We start from the raw sequence: 23,791 nt of genomic DNA on the forward strand, positions 1-23,791 counted from the left end.
TTATGAAGCTCGTACTTTTGTCTGGTGGTTCCGGTAAAAGATTATGGCCTTTGTCCAACGATTCCCGTTCCAAACAATTTTTGAAGGTACTGGAGAGCCCGGAGGGGACTTCGGAATCCATGGTACAGCGGGTATGGAGACAATTGGGAGACAACGGATTATCAGAATCCTCGTTTATTGCGACAGGGAGAGCACAGGTCGAAATGATCCAGAGTCAGGTTGGGCCGAATACGCGTATCATTGTTGAGCCAGAACGCAGAGACACCTTTCCTGCGATTGCGCTGACAGCGACTTATTTATATTCCATTGCAGGTGTTTCACCTGATGAAATTGTAGCTATATTGCCTGTAGATCCTTATGTTGAGGATGCTTTCTTCGCCTCCGTAGCCCAACTGGAACATACGCTTCAGGAGAGTGAAGGCAAGCTTGCATTAATCGGGGTTGTCCCTTCCTATCCTTCAGAGAAATATGGTTACATTATTCCGAAAAACGATGCCACCCAAGGTAGCACTGGCTACCGCGAAGTGAGCCATTTTCAAGAGAAACCCGACCGGGAGCAGGCGGAGCGTCTGATTGAACGCAATGCTCTATGGAACTGCGGGGTTTTTGCGTTCAAATTAAGTTATTTGCTGGATATCTTGGCATCCAAGGGATTGCCGCTGAATTATGAAGAAATGCAAAAGCAATACGCATCTCTGGAAAAAATCAGTTTTGACTATGAAGTAGTCGAGAAGGAAAAGGATATTGTAGTTCTTCCATATGATGGTTTTTGGAAGGATTTGGGCACCTGGAATACGCTCACAGAGGAAATGTCTAATCAACAAGTGGGCAGAGGTGTAGTAACGGAGGATTGCGTCAATACGAGTCTTATTAACGAGTTGGACATTCCTGTGGCGATCATTGGAACGAATGATCTGATTGTAGCCGCTAGCCCGGATGGCATTCTTGTGACCAATAAGGCAGAAAGTCCTCGCATTAAAGAAGTGCTCAAGGCTCATGATCAGCGTCCAATGTATGAAGAACGTCGTTGGGGGCAGTATCGGGTTGTGGATTATGTCAAATATGACGAGGGTAACGAGGTATTGACCAAACGAATCCGCGTACGAAAAGGCAAAAATATCAGCTACCAGCTTCATTTCAAACGGAGTGAAATCTGGACCATTATTAGCGGTGAAGCGGAAATTATTTTGAATGAGAAGCTACACAAAGTAAAGGCTGGTGATGTAGTCCGCATTCCTGAAGGGACGAAGCATAGCATTTTGGCTGTGACCGATGTGGATTTTATTGAGGTGCAGACTGGCTCTGAATTGGTTGAAGAGGATATTGTCCGCTTTTGTATGGATTGGAATGAAATTTCCCGTCACCAATTTATCTCATAATTATTTTCGTAAAAACGAAAAAAAAGACGAATTCATGAAAATTCATGGCCCAAACTGTCGAATTTGGGCGAAAACCTGTAAATTCATGAACATGACCTATTAAATTTTGGTAAAATAAAGTCGATACTTAGGGTAAGAAGGAATCCAAACTCCTTCCAACGATAAACGCAGCCCTGTCGAAAGGCAGGTACGCAAAGCTAAAGGGCCTTCCACAAGGATGGCAGCCTGGCTACCGAAAGGAAGAGCGAAAGTGAGATTCAATTTTATTCCTCTGTATCGACTGATACGTCATGTACTCCCCGTTGTTATGCTTTTTTCATTGTTGCCCGTCGGTTTTGGTGATTCTCTGTCTGTGGCGAATGCCGCTTCATTACAACCTGTTAATTTGGACGCTTCTACTCAGGCCCGTGAACTATACAATTATTTACTCAACATCTCAGGGAAAAAAATAGTCACCGGTCAGCATGATTATTTGGAAAGTCCGGATGAATTAAGTAACAAGGTCCAAAAAATCAGTCAGGCATATGTAGGTGTACACGGCTATGAGATGGGAGCTATCTCTGGTCAATCTGACGCTACGGAAGCAGCACAACGTAAAAATGTCGTCGATAGTGCTATCCGTTGGGACAGATCCGGTGGTATTGTGACGATGACTTTTCATGAAGCGCTACCAGGTAGGCCACTGACTTGGGCCAATGTACAGGCGAAAGTAAGTCAGACAGAGTTCAACAAATACGTGACCCCAGGTACTACGCAGTATAACCTCCTCATTGCCGATCTGGATAAGGTAGCTGTATCGTTAAAGCAGCTTCGTGATGCAGGGGTTCCGGTTTTGTGGAGACCTTACCACGAGATGAATGGCGACTGGTTCTGGTGGGGAAACAAAAATAATTTCAATCAGCTATGGAATATCATGTACGACCGTTTTACCAATACACATCAATTGAACAATCTGCTGTGGGTATGGAGTCCGAATGCGCCCAATTCGTATACTGTCCCGTACACCCCGAAATACCCGGGGGATGACAAAGTGGACATCTTGGCAGTAGATATTTACAACAATGATTTTAAGCAAAGTCATTACGAAGGTCTGCTTGGGCTGGCACGGAATAAGCCGATTGCCATTGGGGAGCACGGTGAGATGCCTAGTTCTGAGGTGTTGCAGGCTCAACCTAAATGGGTATATTCCATGACTTGGGGCAAGATGCTGACTGAGAATAACACAACAAATCAAATTCAGGATTATATGAATGATTCGAGGAGTTTGACGCGGGATGATGTGAAGAATGGATTGGAAACGATTCAACCACCTGGGACAGATATACCGACCTTACCGGACGAGGGACAAAGTGAGCCTATCCCGGCTCCGCCAGTAGTGATCGTTCCCCCAGCTCCGACTCCTCCTTCTGTTCCTGATGTGGTATATGTGAATGGGTTGCGTGGCGAATATTTTAACAATATGAATTTGAATGGAAGTCCTGTTTTGATCCGTACAGATAGCAAGCTGGACTACAACTGGCGTGCCAATGCAGCTGACCCTAAGGTGAATGCCGATCAGTTCTCGGTTCGCTGGACGGGTAAAATCAAACCGCAATATAGCGAGACCTATACGTTCACCACGATATCCGATGATGGTATCCGTGTATGGGTAGACGGCAAGTTGGTGATTGACAGCTGGTTCAAACAAAGCTGGACAGAGCGTAAAGGCAGTATGACTTTGGAAGCAGGCAAAATGGTAGATTTAAAAGTAGAATACTATGATGAAAAAGGCGACGCGATGGCACGTCTAATGTGGGAAAGTCAGCATGAAGCGAAAGCGGTGATTCCCGGAAACGCTTTGTTTCTTCCTTGATTAATACTCTTTCCCGGTCCAAAAATTTGAGGAGAGAGGGTCGATCATATGATAAAAAAATGGTTATCCCATAGGTATACAGTAGTTTTATCTGGACTACTAGCGATCGTAGCTATAGCGATGATCGCTTGGTTTATATACACGCCTTCAAGAAGCGCAGAATTGCAGACGGATAAAGTAGCAGCTGCCAGTCCAGTATGGAAGCTGGGGCAGAGGGATGACTCTTCAGCGGAATTCAAAGGTGTGGTCGGCAGGGATAATATCGACATTTCTACAGCAGCTGCCTCTACCGAATCATCTGCTAAAGGAGCAATGTCAGCGTTGTCGGTAGCAGAAGAGAGTACAACAGTTCCGGTATTGCTCAGCAGTGGAGATATTCCTCCCGGTTTGAATGCGTCCACGAACCCTGAACTGACACTCCAGTATAAGCTGAATCAGATTCCTCCCAATGGTATGATATTCCGTGTTCGGATTTTAGATGCGGGCAAAGCAGTCCCACAAATGGCTGTATTTTCAAATCAACAGCTGTCCGGTATTATTCAGATTGCCGGAGTATCCGGTACTGGGAGTGCTTATAATTTCAAAAACAACTACGAGCTGTATATACCCAAAGAGCAATTGCAAAGCGGTGTTAACGTACTCAAGCTAAAGACAGCGCGCTGCCTATACTGCTCCTCTGCAGAAGATAAAAATGTGTGGTGGACTTGGGATGACTTGAGCTTGGAGACGTTAGCTTCACCTGCGACCGAACCGGTACACGGTAAATATATACTGACCGGAACAAATGTGAACAATAAAGAATTTTATTATGATCAGGGTGCAGTTAAGCATTTACCATACGTTCTCAAATGGCTGGGAATTGCTTATAGTGGCAATGTCATGAGGGTCACCTGTGCCAGCAATGTGGGCAAGGCATGTACAGACGTGGATGATTACTATCAAACGTTAAAGCAGTATAATATGCAATCGTCTGCTTTGTATTTATATACAGGTGATATCAAGCTGCAAAAAGATGGTTCTCTGCCAGAAACGGCCAAGCAAAAGTTGCGCGATTATGTAAAAAAATACGGTTCTTATCTTCAATATTATGAAGTAGATAACGAACCTGGATTATTTAATCGCTCCAAGGCGGTAAATCTGGCTGTAGCTAAGTGGTTGAATACGGAAGGGAAGCAATTGGCACCGCATCTCAAAACGGTAGCGCCGGGTTGGGCCTACTGGCCGACGTACTCTACCAAGGCGTGCAAAAATCAAACCGGAGGTACGCAAAAATGCGGTGATCCGGATGGATGGGAGCGAGACCCGGCGCAGCGTAAACAGCTGGAGGAAGTCACCGACCTGACCAACGGACACGCCTACGGTGAATCGTATAATGAAGAGGGCGGGGGCAGCTTCATTCAAAATTTGAAAACCTTCGGCGGTTCGAGCGACGGACTGGCGAAGAAGATGCTGAACACGGAGTTCGGTACCAATGATACGCATCGAGATAATCCAGATTACGGGGCTAGTCAGCCACAAGCAGCCGCATTCGACCGGATTATGCGTTCACAAATTGGGTTTGCCGATATGTTTATCCAGCACGCTGCTTTTTATAAAGATTATACGCTGTTTAAAACAGACTTCGATCTGCAAAGTCATAACCCGGCCAACACAGAAATTTATCCGTTCGGGCAGGGACAGGACACTCGTGTTAAGATCATGAGACGCTTGAGTCTAGCCTATGCCACGCATGGAAAACCTCTGACTTATACAGTGCTGAATCCAGAGGATACCAAGGATAAAATGGTGTATGTGCGTGCGGTGGATACGTCCAAGCTTAAACCGCTGGCAGGTAGCGGCGCTACTTCAAATAAATTGCTGGTGAATCTAGTGAATTTCGAATCCACCACGCAGACCGTTCGTGTACGGGTGACAATGCCGAATGCCGGTTTGTACACGGGTGAACGTTTTGGAGCGGGTTCCACTTACAGTCAGGCACAGCGTTCCATATCAGGGCTCAAGGCTTCTCCTGCCCTTGATTTTGAAGAAAAGCTGGGTCCTGGCGAAGCGGTACAATATATTTTGGAATTAAAAAGTACAGATCAGACCGCAGCTTCAGCTCCAACAGGGGTGAAGGCTGCCTCTGTTCAGGATGGAGCGGTAGAGATTAATTGGCTTCAGGCAGAAGGCGTATCTTCCTATGATGTGCTGCGTGCTGACGGAACCGACGGGGCCTATCAGGTGATTGCCTCGCAAGTAGCGGGAAGCACGTATACAGACCGCACGGTAAAAGCCGGAGGCCACTATGTCTACAAAGTCCGAGCGACCGGAGGTACTCAGGTTTCCCAGGCAGCCGAGGCCGCTTAATCAGATCGGAATGCATATAGGACCTTAGAGTTCGAATACCTAACATCATTTCGAAATAAAACAAAAAAGAACCTATCAGGAGAAAATAGGACCTGACAGGTTCTTTTTTGTTGGAAAATCGTTCTGATTTGCCAATACTTTACGTATAATGAAGAAAAAAATAAGAAAATCCTTTTTTATTCTCGTCATAAGACGACAACATTGCAGGTGTGTATTCATATATAATAGTTTTGTTCATGACTATACATACAAGGTTTGTGGGAAATTTCTTTCCGGTGACCAAGAATAATAAAGTGAGGTTAGTGCTGAATGAACAAGGAGACAGAATTAGGGGGGAACAACCCTCTTTTTCAAAACAACGTACAGAAAGCAGACAAAGCTGCCATCCACTTGGACATCCGGGACATTTTGCTCCAATGTGGGTTCACGATGCCAGAATGGCTAGAAAGCGACGCGGATGGAACCACATACCGGAAGGACAAGCGCGTGTAAATTCCAACGGCTGGTCTTACTTGAGCGAGACGTGAAGCAGTCGGCCGCTTTCTTTATTCCATCATTCGTTCCATTCGGACAAATGCAATAAAACGTTTGGCTTCTTCCTCAGACAAGGTGCGTCCATCAATGGTCAGGTTGAAACGTTGCAGAATATCCTCATCGGACAGTTCAAGCTGGTCCACAAATTCCCTCACATCTGAATCCAATATTGCCGCCGGATGGCTCGTACGTCCCACCAAGTAGTCAATCGTTACCCCGAAAATATCAGCGAGCTTGGTCAGGATCTCGAAATCTGGCTTGCGCCTATTTTTTTCATAGTGAGAAAGAGCTGCCCGCGTAATTCCGAGGGATTGTGCTAGTTCCTCTTGTTTTAATCCCTTATGTTCTCGTAATTCAGCGATGCGGGTGCCATAATTCATCCGTTTTTCCTCCTGAAGGCAAGGTTAAGAAAGGTAAAAAAGCAAGTTTACGCTTGACAAGATACGTTTTGTATCATAAATTAGTTATGTAAGTTACATAACGTATCTTTATTTAATAGTTTTCACTGATGTCTTCGTTTATATACCCTAAGAGGCCACCGATGATGAGCATTTTGTGCTTATTCGCTGGCTAGACCTTCTATGCGCTATTATACAACATTTTACTATAGATTAGAGGGTCATGCACCGTTCTTTTCCCCGTTATGCAGAGGATCAGTACAAGCGTTATTGCATCGAAAACAAGTCAATCAGGGAGGACTGGTCTTGTGCAGTTGAAAGAGTACATCCGTTTGATCCGTAAAAGAATGTGGTTGATTGGTAGCATCGTACTGCTAGTATGTACTGTAGTGGGCATAAAAAATATGTATTTTACCCCGCAGATTTATGAAGCTACCGCAAAGCTCATTATCAACCAGACGCCACGACCGGATCGTGCAGGTGTCGTCGATTACAGTGTAGTTCAAACGAATATAGCCTTAACGAACTCCTATAAGCAAATTATGATCTCCTCGGCGATTATGGATCAGGTGGTCGCCAGCTTCCCCGACCTTAAGGTCACTCCGTCAGCATTGGCGCAAAAATTAAGAGTGAACACCGCAGGTGATTCACAGGTCATGGATGTAACAATCCGCGATTTATCGTATACGAAGGCTGTGAAAACCGTCAATGCGGTAGCCAAAGTATTCAAACGGCAAATCCCCTCTATCATGAAAATGGACAATGTCACCATCCTAAGCGAAGCCAGTCTGAATGATCCAGCAGTTCCCGTGAACAGTAATGCCACTATACAGATATTTATTGCTTTTGCCACCTCTTTATTGTTGGGAATAGGCTTGGCGTTTTTGCTGGAGGTACTGGATGATACATTTAAGAATGAAGAGGATATTGAAATAGAACTCGGTCTGCCTACCCTAGCCCTGATTACGAAAATGAAAAAAGAAGATAAACGCTCTGACAGCTCCACTACAACTCCTAAACAGGTAGGTGAAGGGCAATATGCCGCGATTAATCAATAATCAGCTCGTTACATCCCTACATGCTCAGTCTTCCGTTTCGGAGGAGTACCGCATGCTTCGCACTAACATCCAGTTTTCTTCTATAGACGAGCCGATTGAGGTTATGATGGTGGCGTCCGCTCAGGCGGGTGAAGGCAGAACGGTCACAATTAGCAATTTGGCTGTAACCTATGCGCAAGAGGGGAAAAAGGTGCTGATTATGGATATGGATCTGCGCCGTTCCTCCTTGCACCATATGTTTGGTTTGCGTAATCATACAGGGCTGACACGGGTGCTTACCAATCAACAGGCATGGCAGGATGTGGTTCAGGAAACCGGGATTGACCATCTGCATGCAATTACAGCCGGACCGAACCCGCCCAATCCGTCCGAGATGCTCAGTTCCCGCAGAATGAATGCTCTGCTGGTTGAGCTGAAAGAACATTATGACGTGATCCTAATGGATACACCGCCGTTGCTGTCCTTTCCGGATGGCTTCATTATAAGCGCCATGTGTGACGGAGTCATTCTGGTGGTGCAGGCAGGGAAGGTCAAAAAGGATGTCGTCAAGAAAGCAAAAGCGAATTTGGAAAGAGTAAAGGCGCGCATTCTGGGCGTAGTACTTAATAATGTGAAGCGTTCGAATACCCGTGTCGAGCGGGGGATGGAGGAACGCAATCTGACATGAATAAAAAGGAGGAAAATGAGAGTATATAAAATTCTTTTAACAATGTATAAATAATACTTATTAATAAGGAGCGAGGTGATGAGACGTGTCTTCTTCCCGCTCGAATGAGGTCGAAGTGCGGGGTGCGTCAGTGGATGTTTATTCGGTCGCTCATGGGCTTGAACGGCGGCAAGGATGGAACGTATACCCGTTCGTGAAGCGAAGCATGGACATTATATTGTCTTTCATTGGAATCATCGTGCTATGCCCGGTATTTCTGCTTGTCATTTTGCTGATTAAGCTGGAGGACCCCAAAGGAAGTGCAATATTTTATCAAGTACGTATTGGAAAAAATGAGCGGCCGTTTCGCATGATCAAATTTCGTTCCATGGTGTCTGATGCCGAAGCCAGATTATCTGCACTGCTGGTGGAAAATGAAATTGAGGGTGCGATGTTCAAAATGCGGGACGATCCCCGAATTACCCGTGTGGGTCGCTTTCTTCGCAGAACAAGCATCGACGAGCTGCCACAACTGTTCAATGTACTGCGTGGGCAGATGAGTCTGGTAGGACCCAGACCCCCATTGCCAAGAGAGGTCCATGATTACACAGTGAGGGATAAGCTGCGTCTGACGGTTACACCGGGCTGCACTGGTTTATGGCAGATCAGCGGTCGTAATCATCTAAGCTTTAACCAGATGGTAGAACTGGATTTGGAGTACATATCCAGACGCAGTTTCCGCACAGATATGATTATTATGCTGAAAACATTTCGTGTGCTGCTAGGCTCCAAGGATGCGTATTAAAGTCTTTCATTTTCACGAAGAGGGTAGGGGATAAGTATGGATCTTCATTCCAACATATATGTAGCAGGGCATCATGGACTGGTGGGTTCCGCTATTGTCCGAGCGCTTCAGGAAGCGGGTTACCGTCATATTATTACTCGCACAAGCCGTGAGCTGGATCTACGCAATAAAGAGGCAGTAGATCATTTTTTTGAAACAGAGCCTGTGGATTATGTATTTTTGGCAGCGGCCAAGGTTGGTGGGATTTTGGCGAATAACGAATATCCGGCTGATTTTATCCGTGACAATCTGCTTATACAAACAAATGTGATTGATGCGGCATACCGGGCGAATGTAAGTAAGCTATTATTCCTAGGTTCTACCTGTATCTATCCTAAATTTGCTCCACAGCCGTTACGGGAAGAATATCTGCTCACGGGTGAACTGGAGCCTACTAATGAGGCCTATGCGATTGCTAAAATTGCCGGGATTAAAATGTGTCAGTCTTACAACCGTCAGTATGGAACCCGGTTTATTTCTGTGATGCCGACGAATTTATACGGTCCGGGCGACAATTTTGATCTCCAGACTTCTCATGTGTTGCCTGCGCTCATCCGCAAGTTTCATGAAGCCAAGCTGAATCAATCTCCGACTGTAGAAGTATGGGGTTCTGGTACGCCGCGGCGAGAATTCCTTCATTCTGATGATTTGGCTGAAGCCTGTCTATTCCTAATGAACAATTATGAGGGAAATGAAATTGTAAATATCGGCGTAGGTGAGGATATCTCCATTCGTGAGCTGGCTGAGCGAGTGAAGAATGTAGTCGGCTATGAGGGAGAAATTACCTTTAACACCTCCGCTCCTGATGGAACGCCGCGTAAGTTGGTAGATGTATCCCGAATTTCCGGGCTGGGCTGGTCGGCGCGTATTTCACTAGAAGAGGGATTAAAGTCTGTGTATCAGGCATTTCAAGGTCTGGATCTGGTTGAACAATAAAAAAACGGTGGGGGAATTGGAATGAAAAAAGCGCTGATCACAGGAATTACCGGGCAAGACGGGTCCTATCTGGCTGAATTGCTGCTATCCAAAGATTATGAGGTGTACGGGATGCGCAGACGAACCAGCACACCGAACTTTGAAAATGTAGCGCATATCCAGAATGACATCCACTGGCTTTCCGGTGATATGACCGATCTGGCTTCATTGATTGAAGCCGTCCGGCAGTCCGACCCGGATGAGGTCTACAACTTGGCTGCTCAATCCTTCGTAGCGGCCTCGTGGCCGCAGCCGTTGGCTACAGGGCAGATTACAGCATTATCTGTCACCAATATGCTGGAGGCGGTTCGAATTGCCAAACCGGAAGCGCGCTTTTACCAGGCGTCAAGCAGCGAGATGTTTGGTAAGGTGCTGGAGACACCGCAGACAGAAACGACCCCGTTCTACCCACGTAGTCCCTACGGTGTTGCCAAAGTGTACGGCCATTGGATTACAGTGAACTATCGTGAAAGCTTTGATATGTTTGCTTGCTCTGGCATTCTGTTCAATCACGAATCCCCACGTCGAGGATTGGAATTTGTAACGCGTAAAGTGTCGGATGCGGTAGCTCGTATCAAGCTGGGGTTGCAGCAAGAGCTGCGCATGGGAAATTTGGATTCACTGCGAGACTGGGGTTTTGCAGGGGATTATGTAAAGGCGATGTGGCTGATGCTTCAGCAGGATCAACCGGATGATTACGTCATTTCCACGGGAGAAATGCATTCTGTGCGTGAACTGCTGCAAATTGCCTTTTCCCATGTAGGTTTAAATTATGAGGATTACGTCGTGATCGATCCTCAATTTGTCCGTCCGGCAGAGGTAGATCTATTACTCGGCGATTGTGCCAAGGCGAAAGAAAAGCTGGGCTGGCGATTGGAAGTAGGCTTCGAGCAGCTCATTCGTATGATGGTGGATACAGACTTGGAGCGGGTAAAAAGGCAGGCTGCAGTTGAAGCTTCTGTTGTCGTGTAAGAGATGGAGAGGCCATCCGCCTGGGCGGGGGGTCTCTTCGCTGTACGCAAGGTCATTTTTCAAGATGGAGTAAAACCTATGACATTAGTCGAAAAACGCGCCAAACCGCGCAGAAGTTTGCTGGTGAATACATCCTGGCTGTTCGGTGACAAAATGATTCGCATGGTGTTCGGCCTGGCAGTCAGCATCATCATGGCGAGAGTGTTGGGACCAGAGGAACTGGGAAAGTGGAATTATGCGGAATCCTTTTTCGGGATGTTTCTGATTTTCACGACCCTTGGCTTTGATTCTATATTAGTACGCGATCTTGTCAAAGACCCCAAGGATGAGCATGAGCTATTGGGTACGGCGGTTCTGTTGAAATTGTTAGGTACTCTGATAGCCATTGTACTGTCCTATTCCTTCATTTCACTACTCAGACCGGAAGACAGTTCGGTGCGGTTGATCAATCTGATCTTGGCTACGGCCTCGGTATTTCAATTGTTTGATATCATCGACTACTGGTTTCGTGCGCAGATGCTGTCCAAATACACGGTCGTTGCCAAGAATACCGCTTTTGTTCTCGGCTCCACTGTCAAAATCATTTTGTTGTTATCGGGTGTTCCGATATGGATGGTGGCGTTGTGTGCTCATGGAGAGTTTCTGTTGGGAAGCCTACTGCTGCTGTATTTCTTCCGTAAGGAAGGACGACGCGTGAACCAATGGACGTTCCGTTTAGCCACAGCTCGGCGAATCATGAATCACAGCTGGCCGCTCATATTGTCATCCTCCGCTGTATATGTACAGGCACGGATTGATCAAGTCATTATCGGTGAACTGCTGGGAAACGCTGCGGTTGGGCAATACTCCGTTGCACTCCGACTCATCGAAGTGTTGGGCTTCATTCCGGTCGTTCTGACAACGGCTTATGCTCCGGTGGTGACGCGTTCCAAGCAGAAAGGAAGCGACGAATACAGACAGACATTGTCCAAGGTGTATCGGCTGATGTTTATATGCTTTCTTGTGACCTCGGTACCTTTATTTTTTCTATCCCAATGGGTAGTGGTTGTGCTGTATGGGAGAGAATTTACCGAAGCAGGTTCGCTGTTGTCTCTATTCGCGATTCGTCTGTTTTTCACCAACTTCAGTGTTGCTAAAAGCTTGTTTATTACCAATGAAAATTTGTTCAGATACACGCTGCTGACCTCGGTGGTGGGGGCGGTCACGAATATCGCTTTCAATTACGCGCTAATCCCGTTGCTTGGTGTCCGAGGGTCGTTAGTGGCGACGATTTTGTCCTTTACGATATCTGTATTTCTATTAGATTTGCTGTTTAAGGAAGTTAAATCTAATTTGGGTTGGATGATGAAGTCCATCCTGACCTTCTGGCGTGTTCATATTACAGTACCGAAAGTTGGAGAGAACAATCATGATACCCATTAAACCGTTTGTTCGGCATGAGGAACAGTGCCCGCATTGTGGAGGTAAGGTACGTGGTGGAGAGGTGCTGTGGCAGGGAATCCATGTATGTGTCAGCACTGTGTGTGAGGGGTGCGGACGCGAGTATCTTGAGGACATGAGGGTCGGTCATGCCACGTATTCACCTTATCGTGTAGAAATGCCTGACTATATTCTGACCGGTGATGCGAAGTCGAGAAAGTGGCTCGGAGAACCTTTGCGGCAATCGTTGATGAATCCTTCCTATGACTTAGCAGTCGGCATGACCGTGCATAAAATGAAAGCTTCTACACGTGTAATCATCGTCAACACAATGGATTATTTGTATGGTCATGCTTTGCTCAAGCTGCTCAATGTGCAACGCGAATACGAGCAATCGCCGGACCTGGGCATCATCGTCATTGTGCAAAAGTCGCTGGAGTGGATGGTGCCAGCATATGTGTCTGAAATTTGGACGGTTGATGTGCCGTTCAGCAGGGCACGAAACTTTTATCCTGTACTACATCATCGGATGATTGAGGAACTGATGCGTTTTGATGAGGTGTATGTCAGCCCGGCGTATTCACATCCCAATCAGTTTGATATTGAGCAGTTTACAGGTGTCTCCCGTTATAACGAGGATCGTGAACCGGAGCCGCGCATTACCTTCGTATGGAGGGAAGACCGCTTGTGGAGCGGCAGCCATCATATCGCAAGAGCGGTACAGAAATTTCCGCAGCTCAAACGTGGGCTAAAACCGCTAATTTATCATCAGCGCAGTAAAATCATACGGTTGTTCCGCAGGCTGAGAGAAAGCTTCCCGGATCATCGCTTTACAGTCGCTGGACTTGGGCGTACCGGGAGCTTCCCGGCATGGATTTCTGATGAGCGTGTCACACGCTTCGACCGGGAAAGTGAGCTGCGGGTCTGCAAGGTATATGCAGCCAGCCGATTAGTGATCGGCATCCACGGCTCAAATATGCTGCTGCCCTCTGCGCATGCCGGCATGACCATTGATTTGATGCCCAAGGACCGATGGGGGAATTACGCTCAGGATATTTTATTTCACGAAACCGATCATCGGCTTACAGCCTACAAATACCGCTTTGTGCCGATGGAATCGAGTGTAACTCTAGTGGCAGATATGGCAGCTGCCCAGCTCAAAGGGGCAGATCATTTTAATATGCAGATGACGGAGGAGAGGCAACGGGAACATTCAAGTTGGAGGGGGGAGGCCGCTTCGGGACGGATTTGATCTTTCGATCGCTGTTGACGTGGGATCCTTGGATTGAATAGGCCCTGTAATAGGGCGGAATCCCACGTCAAAGGCGAACGCTACGCTTCTCCAGATTCAAATCCTACCCTCCGCTACGTTCCGCCGTCACCAAAAAGAATTTCCCCCAGCCTATTGGGTGGGGAAGGTAAAAGCCGCCTGGCGATAGCTTCGCCCTATCGCCTAGAACTTCTATGCCGGGCATGCATCCCCGCGTAATTAATGCTCTGTACAGTTCTCTGTCAGGGTGACAGGGTCCGGTGGATAACAATCTGGACAGGCGACAGTCTAGCCATAGTTAAGGCATCTTAGTCAGCTAGCGGTAGTAGTTCCATGTTGTTTTGTGAGCTTGCCATAACCGTACCAAGCTCACAAGCTGTTCGACGAGGTCAGCGCCCTGCATGCATTTGCTCGCGTATCCACGCAGCGGGGCACTTCATGCGCAGCATTCCCTTTTTTAAAATGGGGTGACTTTATGGACACGGCGGTCAGCAGCGGAGCGGTCCATTTGAATCTGAAGAAGCGCTAGCGTTCGCCTTTGCAGTGGGATTCTTACCTCGGAATGTTTATATATCCAGGAATCCCACTGCAACAGCGATCGGAAGATCAAATGGAACGCGCAGCGGTCTCTAAACCCCACGCCATAACTCACTCAATATGAAATGGCAGGAGCCCTGATGATGATTCAAAAAATATTGTATCTCCGCAATTTTGCCAGCAAGGTGAACGGGGACTCATACAATTTACAGGAAGTCGGCTTGGGCAAAGCACTCGTTCGAAAAGGCTACGATTGCGACATTGTTTACTACAACGACCGTAAGGAAACCCATCTGGAACAGGTCTACCGTCACGAAGGATGCACCTTGCGTATTATCTGGCTCCACGGGTTTAAGTTCTTAAGCAACAGCATCTACAGAGATGTTCTCAAAGATTCTTTTCTGGATGCTTATGGTCTGGTCATTACTACAGAATACAACCAGATCATGACTTATCTGCTTTCCCGCAGATGTCCTGATAAGCTGGCGTTGTATCACGGCCCATACCGGGATAATACGCATGCGCTGATCCGCAAACTGTACGATATTATGCTGCTGCCGAAGGTAACAAAATCTCTACGCCGTACCTATGTCAAATCCGATCTCGCCAAGCGCTATCTGGAGAATAAAGGTTTTGACAACGTGGTTACGATTGGAGTCGGACTGGATCGCAGTAAAGTAGAGAGAGCATTCAACAGTGATACCAGTAACAACAGTGGAAACATAAGCCGAGAACGTGAGGAAAACCGTGAGGTCGCGAATGAGCTGCGTCGAATCGGAGATCGCCCGGTACTACTGTATGTTGGTGTACTGGAGGAACGGAGAAATATACGTTTTATGCTGAGAACGTTCAAAAGGGTGCTCCAAAAGAATCCTAGCTGCCTTTTGTTAATGGTCGGGAATGGACGGAAGACGGACACAGACCGCTACTGGACATATGCTCATGAACTGGGAATAACGGACAGTATTATACATTTTACAAGAGTGGAGCAACGTCATCTGTGGCAGGTTTACGGAGCGGCGGATGTGATGCTGTTTCCGACCCAATACGATATTTTTGGTATGGTGCTGCTGGAAAGCATGCTGTTTCGCGTTCCGATTATCTCTTCGGTAAACGGGGGCTCGGTTACCTTGATTGAGGACGGAGTGAGCGGAGTGATGCTGAGAAGCTTTTCAGAAGAGGAATGGTCTGGTCGAATAGGCGCTTTGCTGGATAATGCTGAGCTGAGACGAAGTATGGCGGAGGAGGCTTTTCTTACGGTCGAGCGTATGTCGTGGGATCGCATTGCGGATGAAATCGTAAGCCATCAAGGGATCAAACCTACGAGTTCGAACCACGCTATGCAATCAACGCAGGAAAGAGGGGCAACCACGTGAGCCAACAGGTCAGCAGACAGATGAGCCCTCCTGTGAGCAAGGTGCTGATCATCCATAACTTTTATCAGCAAAGCGGGGGAGAAGACAAGGTTGTCGAACAAGAATCAGCTATGCTGCGTTCCAGAGGAATAGAGACAGAGCATTACTATGTGCACAACGACAGCATTCAAAGCAGAGGGCTAGCGAACATGGCAAAGCTGGCGGTAGAGGCGGCATGGTCCCTGCCGGAATTCAAAAGAATCAAGAAGCTGCTTTTACAGGTGAAGCCAGATGTGGTACATGTGCATAATTTTTTCCCGGTTATATCCCCTTCGGTCTATCATGCTTGTGAACGGCTGGGGATTCCGGTTGTCCAGACCCTGCATAATTACAGGCTGATTTGTCCGGCGGCAACCTTTATGCGAGGGAATAAGGTTTGTGAAAAATGCCTGCACGGCACGCTGCTGCACTCCATCCGTCATGGATGCTATCGAGGTTCACAGCTTCAGACGATTCCGGTAGCGGCGATGATTAAGTTCAACGATCTGATCGGCACATGGCAGCACAAGGTAAGTCGCTATATTGCGCTGACGGAATTTGCACGGGACAAATTTGCCGAAAGCGGTATTCCACTGGATCGTATCGCGGTAAAGCCGAATTTTATCCATCATAAAACCATGAAAACCCAGTATGACCCGAATGATCGTTATTTGTTGTTTGTGGGGCGGATTTCAGCTGAAAAAGGGGTTCGCAATCTACTGCAAGCCTGGTCACAGTTGGAAGATCGGGATGGATTGAGCCTGGTCATCATTGGGGATGGTCCGGAGAAGGCTGAATTGGCCGCTGCTTATCCGCAGGAAGATGTTCGGTTTCTTGGTAAGCAGGATGGAGACACGGTACTCGATTGCATGAGCCGGGCCATGTATGTCATGGTGCCTTCCATTTGGTATGAAGGATTTCCCATGACCATTGTAGAGTCTTTTTCTGTTGGAACTCCGGTATTATGCAGCCGGCTCGGCGCACTGGAGGAAGTCGTGGAGGACGGGGTGACGGGTTTCCATTTTCAACATGATGATTTGGAAAATATAAAGACTGTGATTCGCTGTGCAGTAGCCTATGAAAACTATGCAGCTATGAGACAGAAGGTGTCAGAAAACTACGCTGCACGCTATACGGAAGAAGTGAATGTGAAGCAGCTGATGGCGATATATAGCGAGGCGATGGAGGAGCGTGATTATGAAGCAGCTGCCCCAATATAGAGTTGGAAGGATTGCGGATGCAGATATTGCAGCACTTACGTTTCAGGAGACGGTACACATGCTGGAACAATGGGCAGTCGAACGAAAGGACGGCTATGTTTGTATTTGCAACACGCATTCCATTGTCACGGCCGGGAATCATCCCGAGTTCAACGAAGCGCTCACTCAAGCCGATTTGTGTACTCCGGATGGTATGCCGTTGGTATGGGCGCTCAAGCTGTACGGATTTGAGCGTCAGGATCGGGTAGATGGTCCCAGCCTGATGCTCAAGTTGTGCGAACGTGCGCCACAGACGAAGGTGAGTGTATATTTTTTCGGCAGTACGCCGGATACGTTGGATAGCTTAAAAGAGAGAGTAGAACAGGATTACCCTGGAATCCGCATCGCGGGCAGCTTTTCACCACCATTTCGTGAGCTTCACCCAAATGAGGAGGAGCGGATCATTGATGAAATTAATGCGTCCGGCGCGCATATCATATTCGTCAGCTTAGGCTGCCCGAAGCAGGAAATATGGATGCATCGAAACAAAGACCGCATCCGTGGTGTGATGATTGGAGTAGGGGCGGCCTTTGACTATATCACTGGAAAGGTTCGTAGACCGCCGCTAACGATACAAAAGCTGGGGCTGGAGTGGCTGTATCGTCTGATCTGCGAACCGAAGCGATTATGGAAGAGGTATGCCTATAACAATCCGATGTATGTATACCGTTTTCTAAAATCTTATCGGCAAAACAAACGGCTTACGCTTTATCAAAATCGGCTTGCAGGAAGAGATATAGAGAAGTGAAGTCGGTGATAGCAGGATGCAATGAGACATCATGTAAAAGGGGGAGTTGCTTTGAAGCTATGTGTAATAGGTGCAGGGTATGTGGGGCTGGTGTCGGGGGTCTGTTTTGCCGCACTCGGGAATACCGTCGTCTGTGTAGATCAGAATGAGGACAAAATTCTTCAGCTGCGTGCAGGTGGGGTGCCGATTTATGAACCGGGATTAAAGGCACTAATTAAAGATAATGTAGAACAAGGCCGACTAAGCTTTACAACAGATACGGCAGCTTCGGTGGAGGCGGCTGAAATTGTTATTTTGGCGGTCGGCACGCCTTCGCTGCCGGGCGGAGAAGCGAACCTGTCCTATATTGAAGAAGCCGCCTGCGAGGTGGCAGACGCCATGAATGGCTACAAAGTCATTGTCACCAAAAGCACGGTACCGGTCGGCACGAACGAACGCATTCAAAATTGGATTGTGAGCCGCACAAACTATTCTTTTGGTGTGGCTTCGGTTCCTGAATTTTTGCGCGAAGGTTCAGCAGTCATAGACACCCTACAGCCAGATCGAATCATCATCGGAGCTTCCGATCCACATGTGTCCGCTGTGTTGACTACACTGCACGAGCCGCTGACGACAAATATCGTAACCACAGATATCCGTTCGGCGGAGATGATCAAGTATGCGTCGAATGCTTTTTTGGCGACCAAAATTTCGTTTATTAATGAGATTGCAAATATTTGCGAAAAGGTGGGCGCAGACGTTACACGCGTGGCACACGGTATGGGACTGGATCAGCGGATCGGTTCCTCCTTTTTGTCTGCTGGTATCGGCTATGGGGGTTCCTGTTTTCCCAAGGATACACAAGCTCTGATCCAAATTGCAGGTAACGTGGACTATGAATTCAAGCTGCTGAAATCTGTGGTAGAAGTGAATCAGGGGCAACGTTTTAACGTGATTCGTAAGCTGAAAGAGGCGCTGGGTGATCTGGAAGGAGCTACGATTGGTATATGGGGACTGGCCTTTAAACCGAATACAGATGATGTAAGAGATGCCCCAGCGCTGGATATTATGCAGTCGCTGCTGGAGGCAGGGGCGCAAATCCGTGCATATGACCCGATCGCTACCGCTAACTTCCGCAGACTGCTGGACAGCTCGGAAGTAACGTGGGCAGATAGCGCACGGGAAGCAGCAGAGGGATGCGACGCACTGTGTCTATTGACGGAATGGGAGGAGTTTGGTGAAATCGGGCTGGGTGAGCTGAATGAGCTTATGAAGTATCCCATTATGATCGATGGACGCAATGTGTATAGCGAGGAGCAAATCAGACAATCCGTCTTTGCATACTATTCTGTCGGTAGGCCACAGATGAACAATCTGGATGTAGATCGTCATCAGTCTGTAGTAAATCCGTAAAGGGGAGGCTGCATATGAAACGGTGGCTGAAGATAACATTGGGGGCTGCGGCGTTATTGGTCATAGGGGCTACTGCCTACACCGCTTATGTGTATCATTCTTTTAAAACAGCGGCGAATGCGATGTATCATCCGCGCAGCATCGTGCAGCCTGGGGCGGTTTCTACCCTTGCAACGGGCGGAGCAGGGCGATCCGTAGATACAGACTCTGGATCAAGTACACCCAATCCGGCAGCCATCTCCCAGTTCAAGCCGTTCACCGTGCTGGTGCTGGGCGTAGATCGGCGGTCTCACGATCCAGGACGATCGGATACGATGATCGTCTTGTCTGTTAACCCTGCCGAAGGCTCTATGTTGATGTTCAACATTCCGCGTGATACGCGAACAGAGTTGATCGGTAGGGGGCGTGAGGACAAAATCAATCACGCTTTTGCTTTTGGGGGCGTGGATATGTCGATCCGTACGGTAGAACATTTTTTGAACTATCCGATAGATTACTATGTACAGATGAACATGGAAGGGTTTGCGAAAATGGTGGACCTTGTGGGGGGAGTCGAGGTTCATAATCCACTTGATTTTCAATATGAGGGTCATCATTTTGCACAGGGTAATTTGAACTTGAACGGGGCTGAGGCGTTGGCCTACGCCCGTATGCGTTTCGATGATCCACGTGGGGATCTCGGAAGAAATGCTCGCCAGCGGGAGCTACTCAAGCAAATTCTTGCCCAGTCCATCAGCAAGGAAGGGCTGTTGAGGGTAAAACCGATACTGGAGGCAGCGGGGGAGCAGATTCGCACAGACATTACCTTTGACGATATGACCACCTTCCTGACCCGGATCGGTCCGTCCCTCAAGCAGACGGATACCGTTGAACTGAAGGGACATGGGCGTAAAATCAACGGGGTGTATTATTACATGGTGGATGAACAGGAACGCCAGCGTATCCATGGAGTGCTGGAGAAGCATATGCTTACCACTGCCATATCGCCTTAGGTAAGCCTTATGTAGGCGGGTGCCCTGTTGGGAGGTCACCCGTTATTTTCTTCTAAAGTCTTCTAAAAAAGGCTTGTCCCACATACATCTGTAGAGAATTCGGTATAGTCCAACAGAGGGAGGGGCAATGTGTGCTGTTTAGAAGGAGAGCGGCTTCGGCGTTCGTTCGTAAGCTATTATATTTTGCCATCATAGGTGGATTGTTATGGCTGCTGTGGCTGGGCCTGCGTGGGGTGATGTCTACAGGCGAGGGCGATCAAGCGGTAGAAGCACTGAACGAGTTCTACACGATGGAGCAATCGGGAAATTTCGGAGGTTCATGGGAGCTTTTTCATTCGCAAATAAAAAAGAAATTCGAGAAATCTACGTATGTACAGCAGCGTGCGCACGTTTTTATGCAGGATATGGGGACGGATACGTTCACGTTTGAACTGGGGGAGCCGCAGACTGAATATGACATTCGTACCGATCAGAATGGAGAAGAGTTAGGGAAAGTTTACCGTATTACGGTCACTCAGCATTACAAGACCCGATTCGGTAATTTTGATATTGTACAGCCTTGTTATGTGACGCAGGAAGATGAGAAATGGCGGGTGCTTTGGATATACAAGGACAAGGAATAGAGGTTGCGAGGTGTTTCTAAAAGGTTAAATATGGTACAATACTTCCAAAACCGGAAATGTACAGTAAATTGATAACAGCTTCACTCCGGATGGAAGGAGTTTCATAGCATGCAGCAAGCGACAGGACAGGTTCCCGTCATACGTATGGAGGGTGTGAGTAAAATCATTTCCTCCAAAGCGATCGTGGATGATCTGACGCTGGAGGTTCCGGCGGGGCAGGTATTTGGTTTCCTTGGACCCAATGGTGCGGGAAAAACGACAACCATCCGTATGATGGTTGGCCTGATTTCGATCAGCAAGGGCGATATTCATATTTGTGGAGACAGCATTAATACTGATTTTGAAAAGGCCGTTTCCCATGTCGGCGCGATTGTTGAGAACCCGGAGATGTACAAGTTTTTGACAGGCTATCAAAATTTGCAGCATTTTGCGCGAATGTCTCCTGGGGTGACCCAAGAACGCGTGGATGAAGCGATTCGTTTGGTGGGACTCGGAAACCGGATTCACGATAAAGTAAAAACCTATTCGCTCGGGATGCGACAGCGACTTGGAGTAGCTCAGGCGATTTTGCATCGACCCAAGCTGCTTGTGCTGGACGAGCCGACCAATGGTTTGGACCCGCAGGGTATTCGTGAACTGCGGGATTATTTGCGTCAATTGACCCGTACGGAGGGAATTACCGTATTCGTATCAAGTCATTTGTTGTCCGAGATGGAGCTGATGTGCGACCGTGTAGCCATTATTCAGAGCGGACGGCTGGTTGATATCAAGCAACTGAAGAATACAGGGGAGGAAGTGCAGACGGCGGAAATTGCTTTTGAGGTAAATGATGCCGAACAAGCCTATGCGCTTGCTGGAGCAGGACGCGTTGAAGGTAATCAACTGCTGCTTCACCTGGAGCGGGAACAGATCGCAGAGATGAACAGCCTGCTGGCTGCAAACGGAATTAAAGTATATGCGATTCGCCCGGTTGCCCGTACGCTGGAAGATCAATTTTTGGAAGTGACGGGAGGCGGGTTCATTGGGTGATTTCTTCAAACTGGTACATAACGAAAATCTGAAAATTTACCTGCGTGTGCGCACATGGATTATGCTGGGGTTGCTGGCGGTCATCACTGCTGCGATTCCGATGCTGATCTCCCTGGTTTCCGATCAGGTCAGTGTGTGGGATGGGATTGCATTAACGACGTTGTTTACGTTTTTCCTCAATACGACGTTTACGGTCATTATAGCTGCTGATTCGGTGGCTGGTGAATTTACTTGGGGAACGATTAAGCTGCTGCTCATCCGACCTTGGACTCGCAGCAAAATATTGTTGTCCAAGTATATATCCGTGATTTTATTCAGTTTGCTCGGAACGATCATTTTGATCTTGATGGTTACGCTGTCCTCATGGCTGATGTTATCCAAGGATGCACCAGCGGGTTCTGTTCCGCTGTTCAGTGATCCGATATCTTACGTAACGTTGAACTTCTTGTATAGCTATATTGCCTTGTTCGTGACGATGGCCTTTGCTTTTATGCTGTCCGCTGTTTTCCGTTCCAGTGCCTTGGCGATTGGGCTGTCGCTGTTCATGATGTTCACCAAAACAATCTATAACTCTATAGGCTTGTTCAGCACAGATCGTTTTGAATGGACCAAATACGTACTATTTACGCATATGGATCTGAAAAAATATCTAGATATGCCGCCGGGTACGGTAAGTTCCAGTCTAACCTTTTCGCTCACCGTGCTGGCCGCTTATTATGTAATTTTTATCGCCATTGCCTGGGTGGTTTTCGTAAAACGGGATGTTTCAACCTAAATCGCAGTGTCTTAGAGTTACACAAAGGACGTTCAAATGCTCAGCATTTGGACGTCCTTTTGTTATTTCAGGATTTTGCAAAATCCTCATTTAACACTGTTTTATCCAGTATCTATGTCATTTTTGTTGCATATTCTGCGTGCAGGGGTATATTGTAATCTATTTTCAGCAAGAATCAATCAATAGGGTCATTTTGCGTTTAAAGAGTAGAGAGAAATAGAACAGAGGGGGCCGCATGGTATGCTGCAAAATAATCGTTTTTTTCGTGTAACTACAGGTATCGTCATGCTATTACTCATCATTTACTTGGGTACCAAAGTAAGTTTTATATTTAGTCCTCTCGTATCCTTGGTCAGCTTGCTGGTTGTACCGTTAATGCTATCTTTTTTCCTCTATTATTTATTAAGGCCGATTGTGGATGTAATGGAACGGAGAAAAATCAAACGATCGATCTCCATCTTGCTGATTTATTTGGTCATTGGAGTGTTATTGTTTGTTTTCTCATGGGGTGTGTGGCCTACGCTGCGTGATCAAGTAACCAATTTATTTGAAAATGCGCCGAAGCTCATTAAAAGTCTGGTTGATCAATTGAGCCAATGGCGGCATAATCAATCCTTGAGACAAGTGCTGCCTCCGGGTGAAGACCCGCTGTCACAACTGTCAGATACGTTGAACGAAGCCTTTTCGACGCTATCTGATTATTCGGTAAAGCTGGTATCGTTCGTGTCCTACTTTTTTATCGTATTGGCTACCTTTCCCATATTGCTCTATTACATGCTGAAGGAAGGGAGCAAGTTTGGCCCTAAAATGCTAAACTTCTTTCCTAAAAAATATCACAAGGACGCATTGGAGGTTATGGAAGATATCGATAGTGCACTCAGCAGCTTTATCGTCAGTCGGGTGCTGATCAATGTCGCGTTGGGTGTGATGATGTTCCTTGGTTTTTTGATTATTGGTTTGCCTTATGCCTTGCTGCTCGCCGTTATTTCGATTTTCCTTAATTTTATTCCCTATGTGGGGGCAGTGGCTGCTTCTATACCCGTGGTTATTATTGGATTTCTCGAATCACCTTCGATGGCGCTCTGGTCGCTGGTCGTGGTGATTGCTGCACAGCAAATTCAGGATAATTGGCTGTCACCTATAGTTTTTGGTAAACAGCTGGATATTCATCCGTTGACTGTCGTTATTTTACTGTTAGTTGGTGGCGACCTGCTCGGGATTCTGGGTATCATTTTGGTGATTCCATTGTATATGTGCGGAAAAATCGTCATACGCAAGGTATACCAATTATTTTTGGAACGCAGAGTGGAGGATATTATGGAATGAATGGAGAATGCACTGGATTTAAA

At 47.2% G+C, this 23,791-nt stretch carries 21 protein-coding genes and 1 riboswitch; of the genes, 20 read left to right on the forward strand and 1 reads right to left on the reverse strand.

Translation table 11 applies throughout. From position 1 onward, the window contains the following. The first annotated feature begins 2 nt into the window (after window positions 1–2). The 4 genes from MKY35_RS06005 to MKY35_RS06020 all read left to right on the forward strand — a co-directional run bounded on the left by MKY35_RS06005 (window position 3) and on the right by MKY35_RS06020 (window position 6,069). Complete coding sequence (locus MKY35_RS06005) at window positions 3–1,379, forward strand: sugar phosphate nucleotidyltransferase (RefSeq protein WP_029516201.1); 1,377 nt, start codon at window positions 3–5, stop codon at window positions 1,377–1,379. Window positions 1,380–1,535: 156 nt separating this feature from the next. After that, a riboswitch (cyclic di-GMP riboswitch) is annotated at window positions 1,536–1,616 on the forward strand. A 13-nt stretch (window positions 1,617–1,629) separates the two neighbouring features. Then, the gene (locus MKY35_RS06010; RefSeq protein WP_342445876.1) at window positions 1,630–3,231 is read left to right on the forward strand and encodes a glycosyl hydrolase; all 1,602 of its coding nucleotides are present in this window, start codon (window positions 1,630–1,632) and stop codon (window positions 3,229–3,231) included. Between the two features lie 48 nt (window positions 3,232–3,279). Further along, a complete protein-coding gene (locus MKY35_RS06015; protein ID WP_322251289.1) occupies window positions 3,280–5,577 on the forward strand; it encodes a hypothetical protein in 2,298 nt (765 codons plus the stop codon). A gap of 309 nt (window positions 5,578–5,886) precedes the next feature. Then, window positions 5,887–6,069, forward strand: coding sequence for a hypothetical protein (locus MKY35_RS06020; RefSeq protein ID WP_029516204.1), 183 nt, complete (start codon window positions 5,887–5,889; stop codon window positions 6,067–6,069). 53 nt (window positions 6,070–6,122) lie between these two features. Here the strand turns inward: MKY35_RS06020 and MKY35_RS06025 are convergent, their stop codons facing one another. Continuing rightward, window positions 6,123–6,491, reverse strand: coding sequence for a helix-turn-helix transcriptional regulator (locus MKY35_RS06025; RefSeq protein WP_025720479.1), 369 nt, complete (start codon window positions 6,489–6,491; stop codon window positions 6,123–6,125). A 326-nt stretch (window positions 6,492–6,817) separates the two neighbouring features. On the opposite strand from MKY35_RS06025, the gene MKY35_RS06030 reads away from it, so the two are divergent. The 16 genes from MKY35_RS06030 to MKY35_RS06105 all read left to right on the forward strand — a co-directional run bounded on the left by MKY35_RS06030 (window position 6,818) and on the right by MKY35_RS06105 (window position 23,768). Further along, on the forward strand, window positions 6,818–7,567 hold the full coding sequence (locus MKY35_RS06030; protein WP_029516205.1) for a Wzz/FepE/Etk N-terminal domain-containing protein: 750 nt from the start codon (window positions 6,818–6,820) through the stop codon (window positions 7,565–7,567). Continuing rightward, a complete protein-coding gene (locus tag MKY35_RS06035; protein ID WP_342445877.1) occupies window positions 7,548–8,234 on the forward strand; it encodes a CpsD/CapB family tyrosine-protein kinase in 687 nt (228 codons plus the stop codon). The genes MKY35_RS06030 and MKY35_RS06035 overlap by 20 nt, the downstream gene beginning before the upstream one ends. 85 nt (window positions 8,235–8,319) lie before the next feature. Beyond that, window positions 8,320–9,018: a sugar transferase gene (locus MKY35_RS06040; protein WP_029516207.1), complete on the forward strand. Its 699-nt coding sequence runs from the start codon at window positions 8,320–8,322 to the stop codon at window positions 9,016–9,018. Between the two features lie 36 nt (window positions 9,019–9,054). Then, the gene (locus MKY35_RS06045; RefSeq protein ID WP_069012566.1) at window positions 9,055–9,993 is read left to right on the forward strand and encodes a GDP-L-fucose synthase; all 939 of its coding nucleotides are present in this window, start codon (window positions 9,055–9,057) and stop codon (window positions 9,991–9,993) included. A gap of 21 nt (window positions 9,994–10,014) precedes the next feature. Next, window positions 10,015–11,004, forward strand: a complete 990-nt coding sequence (gene gmd / locus MKY35_RS06050) for a GDP-mannose 4,6-dehydratase (RefSeq protein ID WP_029516209.1) — start codon at window positions 10,015–10,017, stop codon at window positions 11,002–11,004. 78 nt (window positions 11,005–11,082) lie between these two features. Continuing rightward, window positions 11,083–12,426: a flippase gene (locus MKY35_RS06055; protein WP_039269547.1), complete on the forward strand. Its 1,344-nt coding sequence runs from the start codon at window positions 11,083–11,085 to the stop codon at window positions 12,424–12,426. Beyond that, on the forward strand, window positions 12,413–13,675 hold the full coding sequence (locus MKY35_RS06060; RefSeq protein WP_029516211.1) for a hypothetical protein: 1,263 nt from the start codon (window positions 12,413–12,415) through the stop codon (window positions 13,673–13,675). Before MKY35_RS06055 ends, MKY35_RS06060 begins: the two co-directional genes overlap by 14 nt. 698 nt (window positions 13,676–14,373) lie before the next feature. Next, entirely contained in the window at window positions 14,374–15,606 is a 1,233-nt protein-coding gene (locus MKY35_RS06065; protein ID WP_342446613.1) for a glycosyltransferase family 4 protein, read from the forward strand. After that, window positions 15,603–16,844 (forward strand): glycosyltransferase family 4 protein, encoded by a 1,242-nt coding sequence (locus tag MKY35_RS06070; RefSeq protein ID WP_342445878.1) that lies wholly within the window; start codon window positions 15,603–15,605, stop codon window positions 16,842–16,844. The genes MKY35_RS06065 and MKY35_RS06070 overlap by 4 nt, the downstream gene beginning before the upstream one ends. Continuing rightward, entirely contained in the window at window positions 16,822–17,631 is an 810-nt protein-coding gene (locus MKY35_RS06075; RefSeq protein WP_342445879.1) for a WecB/TagA/CpsF family glycosyltransferase, read from the forward strand. Before MKY35_RS06070 ends, MKY35_RS06075 begins: the two co-directional genes overlap by 23 nt. A 51-nt stretch (window positions 17,632–17,682) precedes the next feature. Then, a complete protein-coding gene (locus MKY35_RS06080) occupies window positions 17,683–19,023 on the forward strand; it encodes a UDP-glucose/GDP-mannose dehydrogenase family protein (RefSeq protein ID WP_342445880.1) in 1,341 nt (446 codons plus the stop codon). Between the two features lie 14 nt (window positions 19,024–19,037). Further along, window positions 19,038–20,015: an LCP family protein gene (locus MKY35_RS06085; RefSeq protein WP_342445881.1), complete on the forward strand. Its 978-nt coding sequence runs from the start codon at window positions 19,038–19,040 to the stop codon at window positions 20,013–20,015. Between the two features lie 131 nt (window positions 20,016–20,146). Next, window positions 20,147–20,638 (forward strand): hypothetical protein, encoded by a 492-nt coding sequence (locus MKY35_RS06090; RefSeq protein ID WP_029516217.1) that lies wholly within the window; start codon window positions 20,147–20,149, stop codon window positions 20,636–20,638. Window positions 20,639–20,746: 108 nt separating this feature from the next. Continuing rightward, entirely contained in the window at window positions 20,747–21,667 is a 921-nt protein-coding gene (locus MKY35_RS06095) for an ABC transporter ATP-binding protein (protein ID WP_029516218.1), read from the forward strand. Continuing rightward, the gene (locus MKY35_RS06100) at window positions 21,660–22,442 is read left to right on the forward strand and encodes an ABC transporter permease subunit (protein ID WP_342445882.1); all 783 of its coding nucleotides are present in this window, start codon (window positions 21,660–21,662) and stop codon (window positions 22,440–22,442) included. Before MKY35_RS06095 ends, MKY35_RS06100 begins: the two co-directional genes overlap by 8 nt. A gap of 240 nt (window positions 22,443–22,682) precedes the next feature. Beyond that, window positions 22,683–23,768: an AI-2E family transporter gene (locus MKY35_RS06105; RefSeq protein WP_029516220.1), complete on the forward strand. Its 1,086-nt coding sequence runs from the start codon at window positions 22,683–22,685 to the stop codon at window positions 23,766–23,768. Window positions 23,769–23,791: the final 23 nt, after the last annotated feature.

Source organism: Paenibacillus sp. FSL L8-0638 (assembly GCF_038593075.1).
GTDB classification, from domain to species: Bacteria; Bacillota; Bacilli; order Paenibacillales; family Paenibacillaceae; genus Paenibacillus; species Paenibacillus polymyxa_D.

Excerpts from the sequence above, each read along its gene's own strand:
- MKY35_RS06005 (WP_029516201.1), top strand. The coding sequence starts at position 3 with ATGAAGCTCGTACTTTTGTCTGGTGGTTCCGGTAAAAGATTATGGCCT.
- MKY35_RS06015 (WP_322251289.1), top strand. The coding sequence starts at position 3,280 with ATGATAAAAAAATGGTTATCCCATAGGTATACAGTAGTTTTATCTGGA.
- MKY35_RS06020 (WP_029516204.1), top strand. The coding sequence starts at position 5,887 with ATGAACAAGGAGACAGAATTAGGGGGGAACAACCCTCTTTTTCAAAAC.
- MKY35_RS06025 (WP_025720479.1), bottom strand. The coding sequence starts at position 6,491 with ATGAATTATGGCACCCGCATCGCTGAATTACGAGAACATAAGGGATTA.
- MKY35_RS06035 (WP_342445877.1), top strand. The coding sequence starts at position 7,548 with ATGCCGCGATTAATCAATAATCAGCTCGTTACATCCCTACATGCTCAG.
- MKY35_RS06045 (WP_069012566.1), top strand. The coding sequence starts at position 9,055 with ATGGATCTTCATTCCAACATATATGTAGCAGGGCATCATGGACTGGTG.
- gmd (WP_029516209.1), top strand. The coding sequence starts at position 10,015 with ATGAAAAAAGCGCTGATCACAGGAATTACCGGGCAAGACGGGTCCTAT.
- MKY35_RS06055 (WP_039269547.1), top strand. The coding sequence starts at position 11,083 with ATGACATTAGTCGAAAAACGCGCCAAACCGCGCAGAAGTTTGCTGGTG.
- MKY35_RS06060 (WP_029516211.1), top strand. The coding sequence starts at position 12,413 with ATGATACCCATTAAACCGTTTGTTCGGCATGAGGAACAGTGCCCGCAT.
- MKY35_RS06065 (WP_342446613.1), top strand. The coding sequence starts at position 14,374 with ATGATTCAAAAAATATTGTATCTCCGCAATTTTGCCAGCAAGGTGAAC.
- MKY35_RS06075 (WP_342445879.1), top strand. The coding sequence starts at position 16,822 with ATGAAGCAGCTGCCCCAATATAGAGTTGGAAGGATTGCGGATGCAGAT.
- MKY35_RS06085 (WP_342445881.1), top strand. The coding sequence starts at position 19,038 with ATGAAACGGTGGCTGAAGATAACATTGGGGGCTGCGGCGTTATTGGTC.
- MKY35_RS06095 (WP_029516218.1), top strand. The coding sequence starts at position 20,747 with ATGCAGCAAGCGACAGGACAGGTTCCCGTCATACGTATGGAGGGTGTG.
- MKY35_RS06105 (WP_029516220.1), top strand. The coding sequence starts at position 22,683 with ATGCTGCAAAATAATCGTTTTTTTCGTGTAACTACAGGTATCGTCATG.